This is a genomic window from Anaerovibrio slackiae (genome assembly GCF_009695585.1).
GTDB classification, from domain to species: domain Bacteria; phylum Bacillota; class Negativicutes; order Selenomonadales; family Selenomonadaceae; genus Anaerovibrio; species Anaerovibrio slackiae.
On record NZ_VUNR01000002.1, the window covers coordinates 23,432 to 45,680 of the forward strand.

21 protein-coding genes and 1 riboswitch are annotated in these 22,249 nt (G+C 51.8%); of the genes, 6 read left to right on the plus strand and 15 right to left on the minus strand.

What is annotated here, in order from left to right; all coding sequences use genetic code 11:
- Positions 1 to 271: 271 nt before the first annotated feature.
- The 3 genes from FYJ84_RS01075 to FYJ84_RS01085 all read left to right on the plus strand — a co-directional run bounded on the left by FYJ84_RS01075 (position 272) and on the right by FYJ84_RS01085 (position 3,887).
- On the plus strand, positions 272 to 2,098 hold the full coding sequence (locus FYJ84_RS01075; protein ID WP_154405284.1) for a methyl-accepting chemotaxis protein: 1,827 nt from the start codon (positions 272 to 274) through the stop codon (positions 2,096 to 2,098).
- A 229-nt stretch (positions 2,099 to 2,327) separates the two neighbouring features.
- Positions 2,328 to 3,311 carry a site-specific integrase gene (locus FYJ84_RS01080; protein WP_154405286.1) on the plus strand — a complete coding sequence of 328 codons (984 nt, stop codon included), beginning with the start codon at positions 2,328 to 2,330 and terminating at the stop codon, positions 3,309 to 3,311.
- Positions 3,312 to 3,398: 87 nt separating this feature from the next.
- The gene (locus tag FYJ84_RS01085) at positions 3,399 to 3,887 is read left to right on the plus strand and encodes a hypothetical protein (protein WP_154405288.1); all 489 of its coding nucleotides are present in this window, start codon (positions 3,399 to 3,401) and stop codon (positions 3,885 to 3,887) included.
- Between the two features lie 69 nt (positions 3,888 to 3,956).
- Here FYJ84_RS01085 and FYJ84_RS01090 read toward each other — a convergent pair whose 3' ends face one another.
- From FYJ84_RS01090 to FYJ84_RS01100, 3 genes are all read right to left on the minus strand, one after another.
- On the minus strand, positions 3,957 to 5,330 hold the full coding sequence (locus tag FYJ84_RS01090) for an NAD(P)/FAD-dependent oxidoreductase (RefSeq protein ID WP_268878675.1): 1,374 nt from the start codon (positions 5,328 to 5,330) through the stop codon (positions 3,957 to 3,959).
- A gap of 93 nt (positions 5,331 to 5,423) precedes the next feature.
- A riboswitch (purine riboswitch) is annotated at positions 5,424 to 5,521 on the minus strand.
- Positions 5,522 to 5,561: 40 nt separating this feature from the next.
- Positions 5,562 to 5,867 carry a thioredoxin gene (gene trxA, locus FYJ84_RS01095; RefSeq protein WP_154405290.1) on the minus strand — a complete coding sequence of 102 codons (306 nt, stop codon included), beginning with the start codon at positions 5,865 to 5,867 and terminating at the stop codon, positions 5,562 to 5,564.
- Positions 5,868 to 5,936: 69 nt separating this feature from the next.
- Entirely contained in the window at positions 5,937 to 6,722 is a 786-nt protein-coding gene (locus tag FYJ84_RS01100; RefSeq protein WP_154405292.1) for a ZIP family metal transporter, read from the minus strand.
- Between the two features lie 253 nt (positions 6,723 to 6,975).
- On the opposite strand from FYJ84_RS01100, the gene FYJ84_RS01105 reads away from it, so the two are divergent.
- Together FYJ84_RS01105 and FYJ84_RS01110 are read left to right on the plus strand one after the other, a co-directional pair.
- Complete coding sequence (locus FYJ84_RS01105; RefSeq protein ID WP_154405294.1) at positions 6,976 to 8,388, plus strand: carbon starvation CstA family protein; 1,413 nt, start codon at positions 6,976 to 6,978, stop codon at positions 8,386 to 8,388.
- A 180-nt stretch (positions 8,389 to 8,568) separates the two neighbouring features.
- Complete coding sequence (locus FYJ84_RS01110; RefSeq protein WP_154405296.1) at positions 8,569 to 9,024, plus strand: Lrp/AsnC family transcriptional regulator; 456 nt, start codon at positions 8,569 to 8,571, stop codon at positions 9,022 to 9,024.
- Between the two features lie 135 nt (positions 9,025 to 9,159).
- Here the strand turns inward: FYJ84_RS01110 and FYJ84_RS01115 are convergent, their stop codons facing one another.
- From FYJ84_RS01115 to infC, 6 genes are all read right to left on the minus strand, one after another.
- Positions 9,160 to 9,984 (minus strand): TrmH family RNA methyltransferase, encoded by an 825-nt coding sequence (locus FYJ84_RS01115; protein WP_235901299.1) that lies wholly within the window; start codon positions 9,982 to 9,984, stop codon positions 9,160 to 9,162.
- An 82-nt stretch (positions 9,985 to 10,066) separates the two neighbouring features.
- Positions 10,067 to 10,672 (minus strand): cytidylate kinase-like family protein, encoded by a 606-nt coding sequence (locus FYJ84_RS01120; protein WP_154405300.1) that lies wholly within the window; start codon positions 10,670 to 10,672, stop codon positions 10,067 to 10,069.
- A 200-nt stretch (positions 10,673 to 10,872) separates the two neighbouring features.
- On the minus strand, positions 10,873 to 12,180 hold the full coding sequence (brnQ, locus tag FYJ84_RS01125) for a branched-chain amino acid transport system II carrier protein (protein WP_154405302.1): 1,308 nt from the start codon (positions 12,178 to 12,180) through the stop codon (positions 10,873 to 10,875).
- 85 nt (positions 12,181 to 12,265) lie between these two features.
- Complete coding sequence (gene rplT, locus FYJ84_RS01130; RefSeq protein ID WP_154405304.1) at positions 12,266 to 12,619, minus strand: 50S ribosomal protein L20; 354 nt, start codon at positions 12,617 to 12,619, stop codon at positions 12,266 to 12,268.
- A gap of 40 nt (positions 12,620 to 12,659) precedes the next feature.
- Positions 12,660 to 12,857: a 50S ribosomal protein L35 gene (gene rpmI / locus FYJ84_RS01135; protein ID WP_154405306.1), complete on the minus strand. Its 198-nt coding sequence runs from the start codon at positions 12,855 to 12,857 to the stop codon at positions 12,660 to 12,662.
- Positions 12,857 to 13,426, minus strand: a complete 570-nt coding sequence (infC, locus tag FYJ84_RS01140) for a translation initiation factor IF-3 (protein ID WP_154405308.1) — start codon at positions 13,424 to 13,426, stop codon at positions 12,857 to 12,859. The genes rpmI and infC overlap by 1 nt, the downstream gene beginning before the upstream one ends.
- 305 nt (positions 13,427 to 13,731) lie before the next feature.
- Here infC and FYJ84_RS01145 point away from each other — a divergent pair, with 305 nt between their 5' ends.
- Complete coding sequence (locus tag FYJ84_RS01145) at positions 13,732 to 13,923, plus strand: hypothetical protein (RefSeq protein ID WP_154405310.1); 192 nt, start codon at positions 13,732 to 13,734, stop codon at positions 13,921 to 13,923.
- A 71-nt stretch (positions 13,924 to 13,994) separates the two neighbouring features.
- On the opposite strand, the gene FYJ84_RS01150 is transcribed toward FYJ84_RS01145, so the two are convergent.
- From FYJ84_RS01150 to FYJ84_RS01175, 6 genes are all read right to left on the minus strand, one after another.
- On the minus strand, positions 13,995 to 15,386 hold the full coding sequence (locus FYJ84_RS01150; protein WP_154405312.1) for an aspartate ammonia-lyase: 1,392 nt from the start codon (positions 15,384 to 15,386) through the stop codon (positions 13,995 to 13,997).
- Positions 15,387 to 15,569: 183 nt separating this feature from the next.
- Positions 15,570 to 16,364 carry a DUF6273 domain-containing protein gene (locus tag FYJ84_RS01155; RefSeq protein ID WP_154405314.1) on the minus strand — a complete coding sequence of 265 codons (795 nt, stop codon included), beginning with the start codon at positions 16,362 to 16,364 and terminating at the stop codon, positions 15,570 to 15,572.
- Between the two features lie 311 nt (positions 16,365 to 16,675).
- Positions 16,676 to 17,665: a UDP-glucose 4-epimerase GalE gene (gene galE, locus FYJ84_RS01160; RefSeq protein WP_154405316.1), complete on the minus strand. Its 990-nt coding sequence runs from the start codon at positions 17,663 to 17,665 to the stop codon at positions 16,676 to 16,678.
- A gap of 3 nt (positions 17,666 to 17,668) precedes the next feature.
- A complete protein-coding gene (gene galT, locus FYJ84_RS01165; RefSeq protein WP_235901300.1) occupies positions 17,669 to 19,174 on the minus strand; it encodes a UDP-glucose--hexose-1-phosphate uridylyltransferase in 1,506 nt (501 codons plus the stop codon).
- A 56-nt stretch (positions 19,175 to 19,230) separates the two neighbouring features.
- Positions 19,231 to 20,400: a galactokinase gene (locus FYJ84_RS01170; RefSeq protein WP_154405318.1), complete on the minus strand. Its 1,170-nt coding sequence runs from the start codon at positions 20,398 to 20,400 to the stop codon at positions 19,231 to 19,233.
- A gap of 134 nt (positions 20,401 to 20,534) precedes the next feature.
- Complete coding sequence (locus FYJ84_RS01175) at positions 20,535 to 22,232, minus strand: PTS lactose transporter subunit IIBC (protein ID WP_154405320.1); 1,698 nt, start codon at positions 22,230 to 22,232, stop codon at positions 20,535 to 20,537.
- Between the last annotated feature and the right edge of the window lie 17 nt (positions 22,233 to 22,249).

The following is a 22,249-nucleotide window of genomic DNA, read 5'->3' on the forward strand; positions in this document are numbered from 1 at the left end:
TCCTCGCGTTTTTCAAACGCGACACAACAATTTTACTACATATTGCCTAATTTCGCAAATTATTCTTAAAATACTTCGTTTTGCGTTTTTCAGGCACATATTATCCCCGGGGAGCCGGATAGTTTTTTCATCCATTAACAAAAGAATATGTGAAAATCTTCCTAAAAATCCTAGGCAAATTTCTCACAAGTATGTTAAACTATAGAAGGAGTAATGCTGTATGCACAAATATTATATAAATTATACAAATAATTCATAAGGGGATAGGATTATGTTGCAAAGTCTTTTTTCAAATCTCAATCTTACCAAAAAGCTGACTAGCAGCTTTTTGCTGCTGGCGTTCATTCCCGTGGCAATAGTGACTGCCATTGCCATGAATACCATGTATGATGAGCGGCTGGAGCAGATTGACCAGCACAACATCTACCTGGCCAGGCTGAAGGCTGGTGATATGGCGGAAACCTTCATGAACCAGGCGCACTTCATGGAAGCCCTGAGTGAAACAGAGGCAGTCCGCAGCATGGACAAAAACCGCATGGAGCATATCCTGCAAGTAGCCAAGAAGGACTCTCCTACAGTATCCAGCCTTTTCATCTGCGATACCAACGGCCAGCAGGTTGCCAGGGATTCCGGCAACTATGTAAACGTGGCTGACCGGGACTACATCAAGGCAGTGCTGCAGCAGGGTAAGCCGTACGCCTTCAGTGATGCCACTATTTCCAAGGCCACCAACAAGGTGATGATTATCGCCGCCGTGCCAATCAAGAACGAGCAGGGAGCAATCATCGGCGCTATGGCCTCCACCTTCAACATGGATACCCTGCAGACACTTTTGAACGAAAATACCAATATGCTCAATGACCGCAAGGAGGTCATTTACCTGACCGACTCCAAGGGCAACGTGATGATTCACCCGGAGCAGAAATTCGTTGAAACCATCACCAACTGGAATACTATGGCACCTGTCAAATCCGCTGCCGACGGCAAATCTATCGCCATGGAGTACATAAACGCAGATGGCGCAGACTGCCTGGCTGCTTCATCCCCTGTAGGCAGCATGGGCTGGGGACTGGTGGTAGAAAATAACCGCAGCGAGGTCATGGATGTCCTCTACTCCGCCATCATGCAGGTAGCAGCAGTAGTGCTCATCCTGCTCCTGGGCGTATTTGTCTTTGCCAGGGTGCTTGCAGGTACCTTCGTCCGTCCGATGAAGGAGCTAGAGGAAAAAACCGGCATGATGGCAAATGGTGACCTGACCGTCCATCTCGATGTGCATTCCAACGACGAAATCGGCCACGCCGCCCTTGCCTTCAACAAGATGGCAAAGCAGATGAACGATGTCATGGGCAAGATTGCCGTTGCCGCCCAGCAGGTGGCCAGCGGCTCCAAGAACATCTCCGACTCCGGCAACATGCTGGCTAAAGGTGCTTCTACCCAGGCGTCCTCCGTGGAGGAGCTGTCCGCTTCTATCGCTGAAATCACCGCCCAGACCACCGGCAACGCCACCAATGCCACCCATGCCAACGAGCTCACCAAGGAGGCAGATGCCAAGGCTCAGGCAGGCAACAAGCGCATGGAGGAAATGCTCCAGGCTATGTCCGATATCAACGAATCCTCCGCCAACATTGCCAAGATTATCAAGGTGATTGACGAGATTGCCTTCCAGACCAACATCCTGGCCCTCAATGCCGCCGTGGAGGCGGCCAGGGCAGGCCAGCATGGCAAGGGCTTTGCCGTGGTAGCAGAAGAAGTGCGCAATCTCGCCGCCCGCTCTGCCAAGGCAGCCAAGGAGACCACCGACATCATCGAAAAGTCCATCGATACCGTCAATGCCGGTACGGAGCTGGCCCGGGGCACTGCCGAGGCTCTCAGGAGCATTCAGGAAAGCATCGACCAGATCACCGGCCTGGTGGGCGGCATCGCCGATGCGTCCCAGAAGCAGAGCTCTGCCCTGCAAATGCTCAATCAGGGCGTCCTGCAGGTTTCCAATGTGGTGCAGACCAACTCCTCCACTGCCGAGGAATCCGCCGCCGCTTCCGTGGAGCTCAGTGCCCAGGCAGACCTTCTGCAGGAAGCTGTCCGCAGATTCAAAATCTGACAGCTGTAGATTGATTGCTATAAAATGATTTCTGCAATTTCTGCAAAATGAATTCTGCAAAAATCCCGAACATTCTGCCATTGACTGTTCGGGATTTTTCTTATATGATGTGTATTATTATATTGCGTGCGTTATGTGTATTATGCGCTATTTATGTGTAGTATACGCCATTTGTGTGCATTATACGCTATTCGTACTGAAATGATTTTCTTTGCATCAAGGTGATAAAATGAATATTCGCGATGATTTTTTGCTTTATGACAACAAGGAAATAAATAAAAATGTCCTGCTCTCCGCCAAGAGCAAGCGGCGCATGAAGAAAGCCAAGTCAGACAACACCCTGAAATCCTACTCTGCTGACTGGAATGACTTTACGGACTGGTGCGAGGCGGCGGAGCTCTGTCCCCTGCCCTGCAAGCCGGAGGATATTGTCAACTACATCAATGACCTGGCGGACCATGCCAAGGCAAACACCGTCTCCCGGCGAGTGACCGCCATCTCCGAAAACCACATTGCCGCAGGCTATCAGGAAAGCAATCCTGCCAAGCATGTCATGGTGCACAACGCCATGCAGGCAATCCGCCGGGAAAAGGGCACCTTCCAGCACGGCAAGTCCCCTATTCTCATGGAAACCCTGCCCCTGCTGGCAGATATGCTGACGGGCAAGGACCTGGTTACCCTCAGAGACAGAGCCCTGCTGTTCCTGGGCTTTGCAGGAGCCTTCCGCCGCTCGGAGCTGGTGGCTGTGCAGATGGAGGATTTGACCTTCACCACCCAGGGGCTTGTGGTCTTCATCCCCCAGTCCAAGGGTGACCAGATGGGTGCCGGCAGCCAGATAGCCGTTCCCTACGCGCCTGACAGGGATATCTGCGCCGTCAGGGCAGTGCGGGCATGGATTGATGCCGCAGGGCTCACCACAGGCCCCCTGTTCCGTGGCTTCAAGCGCAACCTGCAGCCCCGGGACACCCAGCTCAACGACAAGGCGGTTGCCACCATCGTCAAGAAATACATGGCACGGCTGGGGCTGAATCCTGATGATTTCGCCGGGCACAGCCTCCGCCGCGGCTTTGCTACCAGTGCCGCCCAGCACGACCTGGATACCTTGTCCATCATGCGGCAGACGCGGCACAAATCCGAAAAAATGGTGCACCGCTACATCGAGCAGGGCAATCTGTTCAAGGAAAACGCCCTCAACAAGATGTACGAAAGATAAGCCAGGCACAAAACTAGAGCAAACATAAGGCTAGAACAAGCTAAGATAAAATAGTGAAAACAACCTAAATATGAAAGGAATTAATATATGAAAAATAAGCTCATCATCCTCTTTGGGATAATGCTGATCATGTTTGGCGGCTTCGGCTACGGCTATACCTATATGATTGACCACCGCACTGCCGACAGCCTCTCCGCCTACTGCGATATTGACTTCAAGACAGACGTGGACGAAAAGGGCGTGGTTTCCACCGCCAACCTGACCATCCTGGACTACCGCTTTGCCGGTGACAGGCTGAAGCCTGCCCTGCTGCTGATCTGCGACGATGATATCTTTGACATGCAGGCCAGCATCCGGCAGACACCGCCCAGCTATTCCATCGCCTTTTACAACGACAAGACCACCTTCAAGAACACCAACAAGCTTTTTGCAGAGTTCCCTGCGGACAGCTTCGCTGCCATCCGCCAGGCTCAGGTAGTCCGCATCCGCTTTACCTACGAGGACGGCACCTCCATCGAGCTGCCCCTGAACGAGCACGACCTGCAATACTGGAAGGACCAGCTGAATAAAGAATAAACAAAAAATGGGGCTGCAGCCTGATGAAACGCATCAGTGCCACAGCCTCATTTTTATGAAATCCTTCCCTTATAGATTCAATATCTGCCGTGCCACAAATACGCCGCTGGCAGAGGCATGGGACAGAGAGTGGGTTACGCCGCTGCCATCGCCGATAATATACAGCCCCTTGTATTTCGTCTCCAAGTTTTCATCCAGGGCAACCTCCATGTTGTAGAACTTTACCTCCACGCCATAGAGCAGGGTGTCATCGTTGGCAGTACCCGGGGCAATCTTGTCCAGGGCATAAATCATCTCCATGATGCCGTCCAAAATGCGCTTTGGCAGCACCAGGCTGAGATCGCCGGGAGCCGCAGCCAAAGTCGGCGTTACAAATCCCTCGTTCATCCGCTTCTGGGTTGTGCGGCGCCCCCGCACCAGGTCACCAAAACGCTGCACCAGCACGCCTCCCCCCAGCATATTGGAAAGACGGGCGATGCTTTCGCCATAGCCATTGCTGTCCTTGAAAGGCTCAGAAAAATGCTTGGATACCAGCAGGGCAAAATTAGTGTTATTGGTCTGCAGTGACTTATCCTCATAGCTGTGGCCGTTGACCGTAATGATGCCATTGGTGTTTTCACTGACCACGCTGCCATAAGGATTCATGCAGAAGGTACGCACCTTGTCCTCGAATTTCTCCGTGCGGTACACAATCTTGCTTTCATAGAGCTCATCCGTCAGGTGGGAAAAAATCTCCGCCGGCAGCTCCACCCTTACACCGATATCCACACGGTTTGACATGGTAGGGATATCCAGCTCCCGGCAGGTACGCTCCATCCATTTGCTGCCGCTGCGGCCTACGGACACAATGCACTTGTCACATTCATAGCTCTGCTCTGCCGTGCGCACCCGGTAGCCCTTATCCAGCACCTCAATCCCAGATACAGGTGTCATAAAGAAAAAATCCACCCTGTCCTTCAGCTCATTGAAGATATTTTCCAGCACAATATAGTTCTTGTCCGTTCCCAGATGTCGCACGGAAGCATCCAGCAGCTTCAGCTTGTTCTGCATGCAGGTCTTCTTCAGGCTGGTTCCGGCGGTGGAATACATCTTGGTCCCGTCACCGCCGTGGCTGACATTGATGCCATCCACATAGTGCATCAGCTCCATGGCCTTTTCCCTGCCGATATGCTCATACAGGGTGCCGCCAAAATCATTGGTGATGTTGTACTTGCCATCAGAAAACGCCCCCGCTCCTCCGAAGCCGTTCATGATGGCACAGGACGGGCAGCTGATGCAGCTCTTGATGCGGACGCCGTCAATAGGGCATTTGCGCTGCTCCAGGGGCCTGCCTGCCTCAAACACTGCCACCTTTAAATCCCGACTGCCCTGCACCAACTCATAGGCGGAAAAAATGCCTCCCGGCCCCGCCCCGATGATAATCACATCATATCTCATATCCATTCTCCTCGCTTCCCAAAACTTTCATCAAAACGCCACTAGAATATTGAAATACAAAAACTGCCGCAAAATAGTGTACAAAAACCAATACGCAGCAGTAACTGCATAATCGGTCATAGACAACTATTTGCGGCAGTTGGTAGAAACATCTTTCCGTATCAAAGACCTATATAACCTAGAAGATGTTATCAAAAAAATACCCTCTTGTCAAGCATTCATCTTGTTAAGTATGCATCATAGCTGTGCCAGGATTTCCTCCTTAGGCTTGAAGCCAACTATCCTGCCGGCAGCACTGCCGCCCTTGAACACCAGCAGCGTAGGAATATTCATGATACCGAATTTTTCCGTCAGAGCCCGCTGCTCATCCACATTTACCTTGCCCACCTTGATATCGTCACGCTCTGCCGCAATCTCGTCCACGATAGGGCTCATCATCTGGCAGGGGCCGCACCAGGTTGCCCAGAAATCCACCAGCACCGGCTTGTCAGACTGCAAAACCTCAGCCTCAAAATTTTCCTGTGTAATAGTAAGAACCGCCATTTTTACTCCTCCTTCTACATCAAGCCTGCACCGCAGGCAAAACACACCTATATCCGCCAGCTGCCAGCATCACCCCAGTGCCACATCCAAAATCATCATGATGCTGAACCCCACAGCAAACATCAAGGTACCGATATTGGAATGCTGCCCGGCAGACATCTCAGGTATCAGCTCCTCCACCACCACATAAATCATGGCCCCTGCCGCAAAGCTCAGGAGATATGGCAGCACGGGAATCACAAAGCTGGCAAAAATAATCGTCAGCACCGCCGCCACAGGCTCCACAGCACCTGAAAACACTCCCATGCCGAAGGCCTTCATGCTGCCGGTGCCCTCGGCACGCAGGGGCAGGGAAACAATCGCCCCCTCCGGGAAATTCTGAATAGCAATACCAATGGACAGGGCCATGGCAGCCGCAAAGGTGATTTCTGAAGCACCTGACTGCCAGCTGGCATACACCACGCCTACCGCCATCCCCTCAGGGATATTGTGCAGCACCACTGCCAGCACCAGCATCATCCTCCTGGAAAGGCTGCACTGAGGCCCCTCCTGCTCATCGCTGTTCATGTGCAGATGAGGAATGATATGGTCTAGCAGGAGCAAAAACAGGATGCCTGCCCACAGCCCCACCACTGCCGGTACAAAAGCCAGCTGCCCCATGGCCTCCGACTGCTCCATGGCAGGTATCAGAAGACTCCAGACAGATGCCGCCACCATGACGCCTGCCGCAAAGCCCGTCAGGCTCCTCTGCACCATCTCATTCAGCTGCCCCCTGAGGAAAAACACCATGGCAGCCCCCAGGGAAGTTCCCAGAAAAGGGATTGCCAGCCCCTGCATTATCTCGCTGCTTATCATACACAACACCACCCAAAACATCATTTATCATTATTTTACCACATAATCCTGCTAATTTGTCTGAAAATCAGAAAAAATACCACTAATTACTAAATAAAATTATACATATACAATTATTTTATAAATTTAACCGTTATTTATTTGCGAATTTTTTGACATTTCATCTCCATAGTGCTAGTATATAGTCGTAATAAATATTCTTTATAATCATTTTAGGGGAATATGATTATAAAAAGTTTTAGGGGGTATTGTTATGTATTCATTCTTAGGCTGTCTCGCCCTGCTTGTGGTAGGTTTCCTGATCTACGGCAAGCTGGTGGACACTGTCTTCAAACCAACCGATGAGCCGACTCCCGCCGTGCGTATCAACGACGGCGTTGACTACATCCCGCTTCCAACCTGGAAGGTATTCATGATTCAGCTGCTGAACATCGCCGGTCTCGGTCCTATCTTCGGTGCCCTGGGCGGTGCTCTCTGGGGGCCTAGCGTTTATCTGTGGATTGTCTTCGGTACCATTTTTGCCGGCGGCGTTCACGACTACATGTCCGGCATGATTTCTCTCCGTGAGAACGGCAAGAGCATTTCCGAGGTTGTGGGCAAGTACCTGGGCAGCCTGATGCTCCACATCATGCGCCTTTTCTCCGTGGTGCTGCTGGTGCTGGTAGGTACCGTGTTCATGACCGGCCCTGCCAACCTGCTGGCTATGCTGACCGGCATGGACCCTACCATGTGGCTGCTGATTGTGCTTGCTTATTACTTCCTGGCAACCCTGCTGCCGATTGACACCCTGATCGCCAGGTTCTATCCGCTCTTTGGCGCCTGCCTGCTCATCATGGCTTTTGGCATTATGTTTGCCATGCTCGCCGGTGTCGGCGGTCATACCATGCCTGAGCTGACCTTGCAGAACCTGCATCCAAAGGATCTGCCAATCTGGCCGCTGATGTTCATCACCGTTGCTTGCGGTGCTGTTTCCGGCTTCCATTCCACCCAGTCACCTCTGATGGCCCGCTGCCTCAAGAGTGAGCGTCTGGCACGTCCTGTTTTCTACGGTGCCATGGTTGCCGAAGGCGTGATTGCCCTGGTATGGGCTGCGGCAGGCGTTACCTTCTATGACAGCACCGGCGGCCTTGCTGCCGCTATGGCTGATGTGGGACAGAACAAGGCCGTATATGAAATCTGTGTAGGCTTCATGGGCTATGTAGGATCTGTTCTGGCTATGCTGGGCGTTATCGCCTGCCCTATCACCTCCGGTGATACCGCCTTCCGCTCCGCCCGCCTGACTTTGGCTGACTGGATCGGCCTGGAGCAGGGCAACAAGGTTAAGCGCCTCTATCTGGCCCTGCCTCTGCTGGCTGTGGGCGGTCTCCTCTCCCAGATAAACTTCACCATCATCTGGCGTTATTTCGCCTGGACCAACCAGACACTGGCCATGATTGTGCTGTGGACAGGCGCAGTATACATGTACAGAAAGTTCAAGGGCAGCAAGGCATATCTGATTGCCGCCATCCCTGCCACCTTCATGTCGGTGGTAACCACTACCTATATATTGCAGGCAAAGGAAGGCTTGCAGCTTTCCACTTCCATCAGCTATCCGGCAGGCTTCGTGTTTGCAGCGATTTTCCTGTTCCTGTTCCTCAGGGTAACGGTGCTTAAAAAGGAAAGCTGATAACGCTGCACCTCGACACTAGGAAACCATAAGAACACAAAAACAAAAGGTTGCAGTAACCGCTATTGCCGATGTACCTGCCGTCAAAAGGCTTTTACATCAAAAAATGCTGTTGCTGCAACCTTTTTTATTTACTTTTTTCTGCATAACCCTTATAATATTCCTTAAAGAGGTGATTTTATGTATAAATTAGATAAAATAGATAAGGCACTCTTGAAGCTGCTGCAGGAAAATGGCCGTGCCACTATCTCAAGCCTGAGCAGTGCCGTATCCCTGTCCATGCCGGCTGTCAGCGAGCGTGTCAAGAGGCTGGAAGCCTCCGGCGTCATCCAGAAGTTCACTACCCTGCTGAACCCATCCCTGGTAGACAAGCAGCTTATGGCTCTGGTGCAGATCGGCTTTGACATGCAGAGGCATGCCGACAGTTTTGTGGATTTCGTGGAGACGGAAAAGGATATCAAGGAATGCTACCGCATCACCGGCAAATACGAATACACGTTGAAGGTGCAGACCAACAACACCGGCACTCTGGCAGAGCTCCTGAACCGCATCAAGGCGCAGGATGGGGTAAACAAAACCCACTCTATCGTGGTGCTGTCTTCCATTATCGACAGGCCTTCTGTGGTTATCAACTGAATACAGAAGATTAACGAAACAAAAACAAGGCTGAAGCAGTTTCCCTCTGCTCCAGCCTTGTTTTATTAGAAAAGCATCACTTTACATAATTTTACAGGACAAACGGCAAACACCGCCTGTCATCAAGAAGCTCCCCTACAGGATGGCACGCTGCCTGCTGGCCTCGTAGAGCACAATGGCCGCTGCCGATGCCACGTTCAAGGATTCAGCCTTGCCGGACATAGGTATGTATACCTTGCTGCTGGCAGCCTCCAGAATCTCAGCGGAAATACCGTTGCCCTCATTGCCGAAGACAATGGCGGTAGGGCTGTTGTACTCGGCCAGATAATGCTTCAGGGCCAGCTTGTCCAGTGCCGTAGCAATCATATTCAGCTCATTATCATGGCAGGCATCAATAAAGGCACTCCTGGAAACATTGTCCAAAAACGGAATGTTAAAGATGGAGCCCATGGATGAGCGGACCACCTTGTCGCTGAACATATCCACCGTTCCTTCCAGGCAGACCACCCCGGTACACCCCAGGGCATCTGCCGTGCGGATAATGGTCCCGGCATTGCCCGGATCCTGAATGCCATCCAGCACAGCCAGAAGGGGCGCATCCCCTCTTGGGCAGCTCAGTACCTCACGCCAGGTAAAGAGCCTCTGCCCCATCACCAGCAGCAGTCCCTGCCCGTTCACCGTATCGGATGCCTTGCTGTACAGGTCGCCATCCAGCTGATACACCGGGCATTCCCTGTCCTGCAAAAGCTCAACCGCCTTCACCACCCTGGGATTTTTCAGGGCATTGTCGCTGACAAAGGCAAACCGCATAGGCCACCTGGCCGCCAGCGCCATCTCCACCAGGCGCACCCCCTCCGCCACAAAGAGGCTTTCCTCCTTGCGGTACTTGTGGGCATGCAGCTTGGATACCAGCTTTATTTTTGCATTGGCATTACTTTCTATACGCTCAAGATTTTTCAATATACGTTCCCCTTGCAATACACAAAATCAACTAACAAACAAAACTACAATACAATAAGCATAATCAGCCTGGCAGGGACTGTCATTTCAGCATGTGGCTATACGCCTCCGCCAGCGCCCCGATGTCCATGCCGGTTGTATTGATGCAGACATTATAATTCTGGCGTGCCCCCCACTTCTGGCCGGTATAAAAATCATAATACTTGGCACGGCTTTCATCCACATTGTTGATTTTCTTCTTCATTTCCTTCTCCGTCAGCTGCTCATCCGGCGTGCTGCGCTCCATGCAGCGCTTGATGCGGGACGGCATGTCGGCATAGACAAAAATCTTGAAAGGATTGTAGGAGCGCAGGATATAGTCGGCACAGCGGCCTACAATCACGCAGTCAGACTGCTCCGCCAGCTCCTGCAGCACCTCAGTCTGAGCCGTGTACACGGACTCCTCCACCATCAGGGGATAATACACCCCCACTGCCGCAAAGGTAGCCCCAATGGTCATAGGAAACAGGGGCATCGGCCGCTTCTCCACCACTTCCTTGACATAGCCTTCGGACAAATCCGCCTTTTCTGCAATCTTGCTGATAATCTCCTTATCATAATACTTGATGCCAAGATTTTCTGCCAATCGGCAGCCAAACTCCCGGCCACCGCTGCCAAACTCACGACTGATAGTAATAATCTTGTTCATATGAATCACTGCCTTTCCAATTGGACTTCTTGTCATCCAGCCGTCCAGCCCTTCAGCCGGCTTTTATAAGCCAGCCTATCCTGTACGCTTGCCTAAAAACTCATTTTATTATATATTCAACAAAAACAGTGAAAAGTCCTTCTTTTGGCGGTGAAAAAAGACGCCAAAACCTTAAAAAAGTTTTAGCGTCCTGCATTTTTCTATCTTCTTGCCAGCACATAGCCGATGGCTACGCCCAGAAGGGCAGGCAGCAGCCAGCCCAGGTTCACGGCATACAGGGGCAGATACTGAGTCAAAAGCTCCTGTAAGCCTGCCAGCTTTATATCAGCTGCCTGCAAGCCATCCAGGATGCTGAAAGGCAGAGTCATGCCGATGCTCCAGCGGTACACGATGCTGCTGCAGCCCAGCTGCCTGTCAAAGAGGGATACCAGCACCAGCACGATAAAAATCGGATACAGAGCCACCAGGAAAGGCACGGAAATCCGGATCAGCTCCGTCAGCCCCACATTGGAGGCAAGGAAGCTGAAAAATACCGCAAGCTTCAGCAGTGTCTTGTAGGCCACCCTTCCGTCAAAAACGTACTGATAGTAGCTGGCAAAGGCGGAGCTGACACCTATGCTGGTAGTCAGGCAGGCAAAGCCGATAATAAACGCCAGCACAATCTTGCCTGTATCGCCAAAAAATACATAAGTGGCAGAGGACAGGATAATGCCGCCATTGGCGGAGTAGCCCAGCACCGACGGGCAGGTAGCTCCCAGATATGCCAGTGAAACATACACCATGCCCATCAGGACTACCGCGATGATGCAGGCCTTAATGCAGGCACGGCAGATGTCGGCATTCTCCGTCAGCCCCTTCTGCCTGATGGCAGTAATAGCCAGAGTGGCAAAAGGCAGTGCCGCCAGCATGTCCATGGTCAGGTAGCCATTGATGAAGCCAGAAGCAAAAGGCGAAACAGCGTATTCCTCCACCGGCTCCAGAATCCTGCCGATAGGCTCATAATAGGTACGGGCAAAAAGCACGCAGAGAAACAGCAGCAAAAGGGGGCTCAGCACCTTGCCCACCCTGTCCACAATCATGCTGGGATTAGCCGCCAGCCAGTAGGTGACCAAAAAGAAAATCGCCGTGTAAATCAGCTCGCCGGTACTGGCGGAGCCCACTGCCAGAAAAGGCTTAATGCCGATTTCAAAGGACACGGCACCTGTTCTCGGCACCGCAAAGAGAGGCCCGATAGTCAGGTACAAAAGGCCGAAGGAAATGGCGCGGAACACGGGATGCACCCTTTCATCTATCAGCTGGGTGTACCTGCCCCCATGCTTTGCCGTGGCAATCAGCCCCAGGAGAGGCAGGCCGATGCCGGTTGCCAAAAAGCCTGCCATGGCAATGGGAAAGCTGGTGCCTGCATTCTGCGCCAAAAAAGGCGGAAAAATCAGGTTGCCTGCCCCGAAAAATATGGAAAACACCATAAAGCCCACGGACAAAAGCTCTATTTTTGATAAATTATGCATCAAAAGCACCTCTATCTTTTATATTAGCAAAAAAGAGCTGCCGAAGCAGCTCCTTATAGCATAACACCTTCACAGGCATTGTGTATTACTGGTTCTCCTTAGCAACAGCTACCATCTGGGCAAATGCATTTGCATCATTTACAGCCAGGTCAGCCAGCATCTTGCGGTTTACCTCAACACCAGCCTTGGCGAGGCCGGCAATCAGGCGGCTGTAGGAAATGCCATTAGCACGAGCTGCAGCGTTGATACGGGCAATCCAGAGACGACGGAATACGCCCTTCTTGGCACGACGGTCACGGCGCGCATAGTAGAGAGCCTTCATAACGGTCTCATTTGCCTTCTTAAACTGCTTGCTCTTGGCACCCTTGTAGCCCTTTGCTAACTTCAAAATCTTCTTATGACGTTTATGTGCACTCACACCAGTTCTAACTCTTGGCATGTTCTTATCCTCCTAATAATAAAAATAATCAATCAAAAAATTATGCGTATGGCAGGCACTTCATAGCGCGCTTCTTGTCAGCAGCAACTACCAGGGCAGCCTTGCGCAGGTTGCGCTTGCGCTTCGGAGACTTCTTCTCCAGGATATGGCTCTTATAAGCCTTGTTTCTTCTAATTTCGCCACTACCGGTTAAAGTAAAGCGCTTTGCAGCAGCTCTGCGAGTCTTCATCTTCTGCATTACTGTTTTCCTCCTTTAGATGCGGCCTTTGGGGCCAGAATCATAATCATATTTTTACCTTCAAGCTTAGCATCTCTTTCAATAGATACTGAATCCTTCAGCTGCTCGGCAACCCGGCCTAAAATCTCACGGCCCAGCTCCGGATGAGACAGCTCACGGCCACGGAACATAATGGTTACCTTGACCTTGTTTCCTTCCTCCAGGAAACGAACTGCATTCTTCAGCTTGACGTCAAAATCGTGTTGTTCAATGTTTGGACGCAGCTTCACCTCTTTTACAGAGATGACCTTCTGCTTCTTGCGGGCTTCCTTCTCCCGCTTCTGCTGTTCATATCTATACTTACCAAAGTCCATAATACGGCAAACAGGCGGCTTTGCCTTCGGTGCAATCTCGACCAGGTCGAGATGCTGGTCAATAGCCATCTGCAGTGCGTCACGCACCTGCATAATGCCCAAAGTCTGCCCCTCAGCATCAGTCACACGGATTTCGCCGCCGCGAACCCGGATTTCCTCATTGATTCTTGCGATTTCCTTAGCTATGAAAATACACCTCCCTGCAGATATTTCCAAACGGCAGCCATTGCAGCAGCAGCTGCCCAAAACAAAAATAGAGGCGGCACAAAGCCACCTCTACCAAAAAATCTGATATAAACCCGACTGATCTGTACCAGCAGGTGAGAAGTGGCAACTTCTGCTTCAATCACTTTCGTTATATTAGCATAAATAACAACGCATGTCAAATCTTTTTTACAAAATTACCACTTATTTTTCTGCCTGCCAAATCTCCCTGGGACTTTTTGTATAGAACATATTGTATTTTTCAGCTATACATGTTATACTACATCTGTACTAATAGTTTTTAGGAGGTAATATTCATGCTGGATTACATTGTCACCCTGCTGAGCGGCCAGCAGATGAACGGCCTTGACTACGGTGCCGTAGGCGGCTTCATGGTATACAGGCTGCTGCAGCGCTCCATCAACCGCATCCTGATAAAGCTGGAAAAAATCATCGTCATCTACATAGCCATCTTCCTGGGCTACAAGCTTTACCAGTTCCTGGGCTGATATGCAGCTAATGCCATCAATGGCAAATGCAAATTAATGACAGCTTATGCAGCCGGTGCCACTTGTACCTTTTACTGCCCCACAATGCCCGGGCTGGTCATGGCCATCGGAGACATGACCTCATTCAGCCGTTCCTCGCTCATGATGCCCTTTTCCAGAATGATTTCCCGGATAGGGCGTCCGGAGCTATATGCCTCCTTGGCCAGCTGGGCGGACTGCTCATAGCCGATGTGAGGCAGCAGAGCCGTCACCACGCCTACGCTCCTGTCCAGCCAGTGCTGGCACTGCTGGCGGTTCGGCTCCAGATCCTTCAGCAGCTTGTCCACGAAGCCATTGACGGCATTGGTGAGGAATTTCATTGAGTTGAACATGTTGAACGCCATTACCGGCTCCATAACGTTCAGCTCAAACTGGCCATTCTCCACCGCCAGGCTGACAGCCAGGTCATTGCCCACCACCTGATAGCAGGTCTGGTTCAAGACCTCGGCAATCACAGGATTCACCTTGCCAGGCATGATGGATGAGCCCGGCTGGCGCATCGGCAGCTTCAGCTCATAGAAGCCATCCCTAGGGCCGGACGCCATCAGGCGGAAATCATTGGCCATCTTGATCAGCACCAGTGCCGTATTCTTCATGGCGGCGGAGACATCCGCAAAGCCGTCCGTGTTGTTGGTGGCATCAATCAGGTTGGCAGCTTCCTCCCACTGCTCCCCTGTTACTTCGCTCAGCTTGTCAGCAATCACAGCCAGGTAGGCAGGCTCCGCGTTGAGGCCTGTGCCCACAGCAGTACCCCCCATGTTGATATAGCGGATTTCATCCAGGGCATGACTGATGCGCCTCATGCCCCGGCGCACGGAGGAAGCATAGGAGCCCATCTCCTGCCCCAGGGTAATCGGCACCGCATCCTGCAGATGGGTGCGGGCCATCTTGAGGATATCCTTGTACTCCCCGGACTTGTTTTCCAGTTCCGTTGCCAGATAGTCCAGGGCTGCCAGGAGCTTCTTGCCCTTCTGTCTCAGGCATACCTTGATGGCCGTCGGGAAGGTATCATTAGTAGACTGGGCCATATTCCCGTGGTTGTTCGGGGAGATGATGTCATACCGCCCCTTTGCCTGCCCCGTAATCTCCAGGGCCCTGTTGCAGAGCACCTCGTTCATGTTCATGTTGAAGGAAGTACCTGCCCCGCCCTGAATCGGGTCTACCGGGAACTGATCCAGGAACCTGCCGCCGATGATTTCCTCCGCAGCCTGCTGCAGCGGCTCCCCGATGGATTTCTCCAGCCTGCCGGTGGACATATTGGCCAGTATCGCAGCCTTCTTTACCTGTGCCATGGCAATAATAAAATCCGTGTCAACCCTCTGGCCGGTAATCTTGAAATTCTCCACCGCCCGGATGGTCTGCACCCCATAATAAACCTCATCAGGAACACTCAGCTCTCCCAGAAAATCATGCTCTTTTCTCATTGTGTCCGCCTCCCTGTATGACCTTATTTTTCACGCTTGTATTTTGTATACAATATTCTTTACCTATAAGATACTACAGAACAGCGAAAAAGAAAACTACCAATTAAGCATATTATCTATGACTTTTATAATATAATAAACAAAATTTATTATATTACTATATTCCTATCACTTTATTTAATTTTATGCCTCTACCCACAGAGCCGGACGGATGCCGCCCCGCACATCCCGGACATAGCTATAGGCAAAAGTCCCGTCCTCCCAGACGCTGGCGGCATTTGCCTCGTTGAAGCCCGGGGAGCGGAGCCACCACCAGCTTGGCCTGGCTCCTGCCTTCCGGTCAGCAAAGCAGTAAAAGCACCTTCTGTCCAGATTAACAGGAAAATACCTTTCCGCCTCCACGGCACTGAGCAGGAAAACCTTATCCCTGGTATCCCTGCCCGGGTCGGTATTGCACATGGGATTTTCATGAGCCTCCACCTTGGTAGTGGCAATAATAAAACGCTCCTTGTCCGAAAAAGCCCTGGCAAGAAAATCCCCGTTCAGATACTTGCGGATACTGGCACTCTCCCAGGTTACCAGCCCCCACTTGTCATGAAAGGCACGATACTCCAAAATATCCTCGCTCAGAAGCAGCACCCTGCCCTCCTTTGCATCCAGCACCTTCCATGCCATAGGCTCGTCCTTGCTGATATGCCTGCCAAACAGCACCACATCCCCGGCCTGCACCTGGGAAAAATCCGTCTCTGCCAAAAGACTCCTGCCCTCCTGCTTCTGCCCCTTGTACAAAAGCTTGTTGGCAGAGTCCAAAACCGCAGACAATATTTCCAGTGCCTCCCCATCACCGTTCAGGGCAGCAGCCTCCATATAACGCAAGCCTTCCTCCAGCAAAACCTTGCCCAGCTTCCTGCTGGCTGCCAAGTCCCCATTCTCGGCAGCCTCCCTGTACCGCTCCAACGCAGTCTGATAGTTCTTCATGTGTATCCTCCCCCTAACCTGTCACAATACACAAACAAAAAGCTTATTTCATAAAGCGTATTTCATTACAACATCATTATATTATAGGTCATTATTCCTGTATTTTCAACCTCTGAAAATCTTTGCAAACAGCACAAAGGACAGGATAACGTACCAATTATCCTGCCCTTCGGCTTGATGTTTTATATGGGGTCATATATATAAAAGGCCGATGCCACAGAGAGGGTGAAAAGGAAAGTGTCCCACAACCACCGGCCTCTTATACCAATTTTATGCCGTATAAATCTATATCAATATATATGTATCAGCACTTAATCCTGGTACCCTTCCGGGTGCTGCTGATGCCATTTCCAGGCCGTGCCAATCACAGCCTTTACATCCGTGAACTTCGGCTGCCAGCCCAGCACCTTCCTGGCCTTTTCGCTGGAAGCGATAAGCTGTGCCGGATCCCCGGCGCGGCGCTCACCTATCTCCACCTTGATATCAAGGCCGGTGGCTTCCCTGGCTGCCTCAATCATCTCCTTGACGGAGAAGCCCTGGCCATTGCCCAGGTTGAAGATATTGCTCTCACCACCCCGGCGGAGATAATCTATGGCCAGAACATGGGCATCTGCCAGATCCAGCACATGGATGTAGTCCCGGAGGCAGGTTCCGTCAGGGGTAGGATAATCCTCCCCGAAGACGGTAATATGATCACGCTTCCCCAGCGGCACCTGCAGAATCAGCGGAATGAGATGAGTCTCCGGGCTGTGGTCCTCGCCGATGGAGCCATCCTCAATAGCCCCGGCTGCGTTAAAGTAGCGCAGGGACACATAGCGGATGCCGTTGGCAAGGCTCACCCACTTCATCATCTTCTCCATGATGAGCTTGGACTGGCCATAAGGATTGGTAGGCTCCGTGCGGTCATCCTCCATGATAGGGATGCGCTCCGGCTCCCCGTAGGTAGCTGCCGTAGAGGAAAAGACAATCTTGTCGATGCCGTGGCGCACCATGGCCTCCAGCAGCACCTGCATACCATAAACATTATTGTTAAAATACTTCAGCGGATTGGTCATGGACTCCCCTACCAGGGAATTGGCCGCAAAATGCACCACCGCATCAATCTTGTTCTCCGTAAAAATCCGGTCGAGAACCTCCGCCTCACGGATATCACCCTTGTAGAACTTTGCCTTGGGATTTACCGCACCCATGTGGCCGGTCTGCAGGTTATCTACGATAACTACATCCTCGCCCTTTTCCACCAGCTGGTGGACTGTATGGGAGCCGATATACCCGGCTCCACCGCATACCAATATAGACATAACTCAGTTACACTCCTTTACAAACCTGTCAAAGGCTGCCATGCCAGCTGCATCCCGCTTGAATACCCCGGCATCTGTCAGCACCTGCATGAACACCTTGCCGATTTCATTCCTGATAATCTGCCCGGCATTTTCTTCATCTATCTCAGGATGGAGCGCCCTTATCTCCTGATACCAGTCAGCATGGACAGCCAGCTGCTCATCATCGGCCACGGTTTCCCTGCCGGAGAGCAGGGCTGCCTTGATTTTTGCCATGTTCTCCTTCAGGCGAGGCGGCAGCACCGCCAGCCCCATCACCTCAATCAGGCCGATGTTTTCCTTCTTGATATGGTGCACGTTGGCATGAGGGTGGAAAATACCCAGCGGGTTTTCCTCATCAGTGCGGTTGTTGCGCAGCACCAGGTCAAGCTGGTAGGCACTGCCCTGGCGGCGGCAGATCGGGGTGATGGTGTTGTGAGGCTCCTCACCGGAATAGGCCAGTACCCCTACAGACTCATCACTGTACTCACGCCATTTCTTCAAAATATGCTCCGCCAGATCAATCAGCTGCTGGCGGTTCTCAGAAGTCAGGCGCAATGCGCTCATCGGCCACTTGATCCTGCCAGCCTGCACATCAGGGAATCCGGCAAATTCATATTCCTTTTCCAGAGGCGCAGTTGCCATAGCAAAGGTATAATGCCCTCCCTGATAGTGGTCATGGGACAGGATAGAACCGCCCACAATCGGCAAATCCGCGTTGGAACCGGCAAAATAATGAGGGAAAATCGTCACAAACTCCGTCAGGTTCTCAAAGGTAGCACGGGAAATCTTCATGGGCACATGCTGACCGTTCAGGATGATGCAGTGCTCGTTATAGTAGGTATAAGGGGAATACTGCAAGAACCATTCCTTGCCGCCAAAATCCAGTGGTATCAGGCGGTGAGTCTGCCTGGCAGGATGATTGGCGTGCCCGGCAAAGCCCTCATTCTCCCGGCACAGGAGGCACTTGGGGTAGCTGGAGGACTTCACCAGCTTTGCCTTGGCAATGTCCCTAGGGTCCTTCTCCGGCTTGGACAGGTTGATGGTAATATCCAGGTCACCATACTCCGTGGCGGTTTTCCATACCACATTCTTGTCAATCCGCGCCTTCCTGATATAGTTGGAGGCAATGCTCATCTGGTAGTAATGCTCCGTAGCCAGCTCCGGGGAAGCTGCATAATCCTGCTTGAAGGCGGCAATCACCTCGGAAGGCCGGGGCATTACGCAGTTCATCAAATCAGTATCAAACAAATCCCGCTGATTGGCCGTATCTTCAATAATCCCCTCAGCTGCTGCGTAGTCCAGCAGCCTGCCCAGAATCTCATCCGGCACCCTCAGGGCTTCATTCACCTTTTCCGGCACAAATTCATCCAGCCGCAGCTTTGCCAGGAGCAGGTTGGCAGAATAAAATACATCTGACTCCCTGATCAGCCCCTGCTGCAAGGCAAAATTCAGCAGCCTGTTAATCTCGTAATTCATACTCTCGTTCATAGCTCTATCCTCTTGCTGTTATATTCACAGTCTCGCTCTGTTTTTTATAGCCTTGCTTACAGCTTCCTGGTACCATCGGCAATATCTGCTACATAGAAGCTAGGGGCATAGCCGATAATCTCCGTGTACTTTTTGCCCACTACTGCCTTGAAGTCCTCTACCGCATCCTTCTTCACAATGGACACGGTGGAGCCCCCAAAGCCGCCGCCTGTCATGCGGGAGCCGATTACGCCCGGCTGCTGCCATGCCAGCTCTGCCAGTGTATCCAGCTCCTTGCAGGTAACCTCATAATCATCCCGGAGGGACTCGTGGGAAGCACGCATCAGCTCGCCAAAGCGCTGGATGTCGTTCAGCTCCAGTGCCTCTACGGCTGTCAGGGTGCGGCGGTTCTCATACACTGCATGATGGGCACGCCTTCTCTCCACCTCATCCGTAATCAGCTCGGCGTTGAAGTCAAACTCAGGGTTGGCAAGGTCACCAAGGGAAGTAATATCCAGCTTCTCCTGCAGCTGCTTCAGGGCATGCTCGCACTGCTGGCGGCGCAGGTTGTACTCGGAATCATTGAGGCTGTGAGGCTTGTTGGTATTGGTAATCACGATGCAGGCATCCCGGAGGTCCAGCTTGCTGTAACGGTATTTCAGGGTATTGCAATCCAGCAGGATAGCGCAGTCCTTCTTGCCCATGCCTACGGCAAACTGGTCCATGATGCCGCAATTGACGCCTACGAACTGGTTCTCAGCCTTCTGCCCCAGCTTCACAATCTCAATCATCTCTATCTCAAAGCCGCAGAATTCCTTCAGGATAACCCCCATCAGCACTTCCAAGGAAGCGGAGGAAGAAAGTCCCGCACCGCTTGGCAGGTTGCCGTACAGGGCAATGTCAAAGCCGCAGGTTGCCTTCATCCCGGCATCCTCAAAGACCTTCACCACACCGGCAATATAATTTGCCCAGCCGATGGACTCATCATAGGAAAGGTTCTCCATGGAAAATTCCTTGATGCCGTCCTTTTCATAATTCAAGGAAATCGCCCTGGTCTTCATGTCCTGGCGAGGTGCCACCAGGGCATAGGTGCCCAGGGAAATAGCACATGGAAAGACATGGCCGCCATTGTAGTCAGTATGCTCACCAATCAGGTTTACCCGCCCCGGTGAAAAAAATGCCGTAGTCTTCTGCTCACCAAAATATTTTACAAAACCAGCCTTTAATGTATTCATAATCTCAATCATCACATTAGCCCCCTACTCTTTATAAAACATCATATATAATGAGAGCCACGAAGCAAGATATGAACTTTATCTCATTTCGTGGCCCTCGGGAGGACGGTGCAGCCAGAATCTGAACTGCACCGGACAGGGAAAACTTATTTAATATGCTCCAGTGCGAACTTCAGTGCACCGGCCGGGTCACGGGTCAGGCCTACATATTCCTTGCCGGAGCAGGTAGCAGCAGGCACGCCCTTCTCATCGCAGTCATGCTTCAGCTCATCAAACATGGAAGCCATCTGCGGAGCAAGTACAATCAGGTCATAGTCGGTAATGCAGTCCTTGTGCTGGCCATACGCCATAGCGATGGAGTCAACAGGAGCATTGGCAGCCTTGGCACCCTTGACGATTGCCTTTGCCAGCATGGAGCTGGTAGCGCCGGAGGCACAGAGAACCAGGACCTTCTTCTCAGTCTTTGGCACAGCAGCCGCTGCAGGCCTTGCCTCAACCTTTGGCTCCACCTTTGCCACGGTCTTGGCAGCAGGAGCCTCGATAGCATCGCCCTCATCGTCAGCCATACCGGCAGCAACCAGGGCCTCACGCTCTACCAGCTGCTTGTCATAAGCACGGAAGAACGGATAGTAGATAATGGTATCAACAACCAGCAGCAATGGAGCCAGGATAAAGGACAGCTTTGCAAAACCGGTGGAAACAATCAAGCCGATAGTACCAGGAGTGGTCCAAGGCAGGATGTAGGAGAAGGCGTTCATGCCCAGCACATCTACGAAGAACTTGAACAGCCATACGTTGGCGATAGGAGCCAGGATGAAAGGTACGAACAGTACAGGGTTCAATACGATAGGAGCACCGAAGATGATAGGCTCATTTACTGCGAACAGTACAGGAATGATGGAGCTGCGTCCTACAGTACGGAGCTGCTTGGACTTGGCGATGAAGGCGCACATTGCGCAGAACATGAGGGTAGCACCAGTACCGCCCAGGGTAGCTACGAAGTAAGAAGTAGGGTGAGTCAGGATTGCAGTTGCATGGCCGCCTGCCTGTACAACCTGCAGGTTCAGCTCGATATTAGCGATATAGATAGCGGTTACAGCAGGCTCTACGATGGAAGGACCATGGATACCTACGAACCAGAACATTGCCATTGCGCCATAGATGAGGGCGATACCGATGTAGCCGTCAGCAGCCTGGAACAGCGGCTTGAACAGCTCAAGAATCCAGTTACCGAACAGCATGCCGGTGATATCCTTGAATACGAAGCTGAATACCCAGAAGAAAGTGATGGACACAGCCAGCGGAATCAGGTCAGCATAGGTCTGTGCGATGTAGTGAGGAACTTCCTCAGGCAGCTTGATGGTAACGCCGCGGCCTACGAAGAACTTGTAGATGTTTGGCACGGTGAAGGCTACCACGAAAGCGGAAAGCAGGCCCTTGGTGCCCATGAACTCAGTAGCGATGCCCTTGTCCACGCCCTCGATGGAGAGAAGCAGGAAACAGATGATGGACACGATCATTACGGATACAGGATTAATCTGACGGAGCTTTGGTAGCTTGTGGTTGAAGTTGTCAGTCAAGCTCTTGGCGATGGTGGCCACCATCAGCACGGACAGGATACCCATGGAGTAGCCATAAGCCTGCCACAAAAGACCGCTGATGTAGTCATCCCACTTGAAGTCCCAGATTTCCGGGATACATGCCACCAGGATGAACAGTGAGGAGAACAGGATTACCGGCAGGCAGCTTACGAAGCCGTCGCGGATTGCTCTAAGATAAGGGTTGTTGGAAACCTTTTCAAAGAAAGGCTTCATCTTGTCAACCGCTGCAATAATTTTTTCCATGATTTTCGCTTCCTTCT

Bases quoted from the DNA above. Each gene is read 5' to 3' on its own strand.
- FYJ84_RS01075 (WP_154405284.1), top strand. From the start codon at position 272: ATGTTGCAAAGTCTTTTTTCAAATCTCAATCTTACCAAAAAGCTGACT.
- FYJ84_RS01080 (WP_154405286.1), top strand. From the start codon at position 2,328: ATGAATATTCGCGATGATTTTTTGCTTTATGACAACAAGGAAATAAAT.
- FYJ84_RS01085 (WP_154405288.1), top strand. From the start codon at position 3,399: ATGAAAAATAAGCTCATCATCCTCTTTGGGATAATGCTGATCATGTTT.
- FYJ84_RS01090 (WP_268878675.1), bottom strand. From the start codon at position 5,330: ATGGATATGAGATATGATGTGATTATCATCGGGGCGGGGCCGGGAGGC.
- trxA (WP_154405290.1), bottom strand. From the start codon at position 5,867: ATGGCGGTTCTTACTATTACACAGGAAAATTTTGAGGCTGAGGTTTTG.
- FYJ84_RS01100 (WP_154405292.1), bottom strand. From the start codon at position 6,722: ATGATAAGCAGCGAGATAATGCAGGGGCTGGCAATCCCTTTTCTGGGA.
- FYJ84_RS01105 (WP_154405294.1), top strand. From the start codon at position 6,976: ATGTATTCATTCTTAGGCTGTCTCGCCCTGCTTGTGGTAGGTTTCCTG.
- FYJ84_RS01110 (WP_154405296.1), top strand. From the start codon at position 8,569: ATGTATAAATTAGATAAAATAGATAAGGCACTCTTGAAGCTGCTGCAG.
- FYJ84_RS01120 (WP_154405300.1), bottom strand. From the start codon at position 10,672: ATGAACAAGATTATTACTATCAGTCGTGAGTTTGGCAGCGGTGGCCGG.
- brnQ (WP_154405302.1), bottom strand. From the start codon at position 12,180: ATGCATAATTTATCAAAAATAGAGCTTTTGTCCGTGGGCTTTATGGTG.
- rplT (WP_154405304.1), bottom strand. From the start codon at position 12,619: ATGCCAAGAGTTAGAACTGGTGTGAGTGCACATAAACGTCATAAGAAG.
- rpmI (WP_154405306.1), bottom strand. From the start codon at position 12,857: ATGCAGAAGATGAAGACTCGCAGAGCTGCTGCAAAGCGCTTTACTTTA.
- FYJ84_RS01145 (WP_154405310.1), top strand. From the start codon at position 13,732: ATGCTGGATTACATTGTCACCCTGCTGAGCGGCCAGCAGATGAACGGC.
- FYJ84_RS01150 (WP_154405312.1), bottom strand. From the start codon at position 15,386: ATGAGAAAAGAGCATGATTTTCTGGGAGAGCTGAGTGTTCCTGATGAG.
- FYJ84_RS01155 (WP_154405314.1), bottom strand. From the start codon at position 16,364: ATGAAGAACTATCAGACTGCGTTGGAGCGGTACAGGGAGGCTGCCGAG.
- galE (WP_154405316.1), bottom strand. From the start codon at position 17,665: ATGTCTATATTGGTATGCGGTGGAGCCGGGTATATCGGCTCCCATACA.
- galT (WP_235901300.1), bottom strand. From the start codon at position 19,174: ATGAACGAGAGTATGAATTACGAGATTAACAGGCTGCTGAATTTTGCC.
- FYJ84_RS01170 (WP_154405318.1), bottom strand. From the start codon at position 20,400: ATGATTGAGATTATGAATACATTAAAGGCTGGTTTTGTAAAATATTTT.
- FYJ84_RS01175 (WP_154405320.1), bottom strand. From the start codon at position 22,232: ATGGAAAAAATTATTGCAGCGGTTGACAAGATGAAGCCTTTCTTTGAA.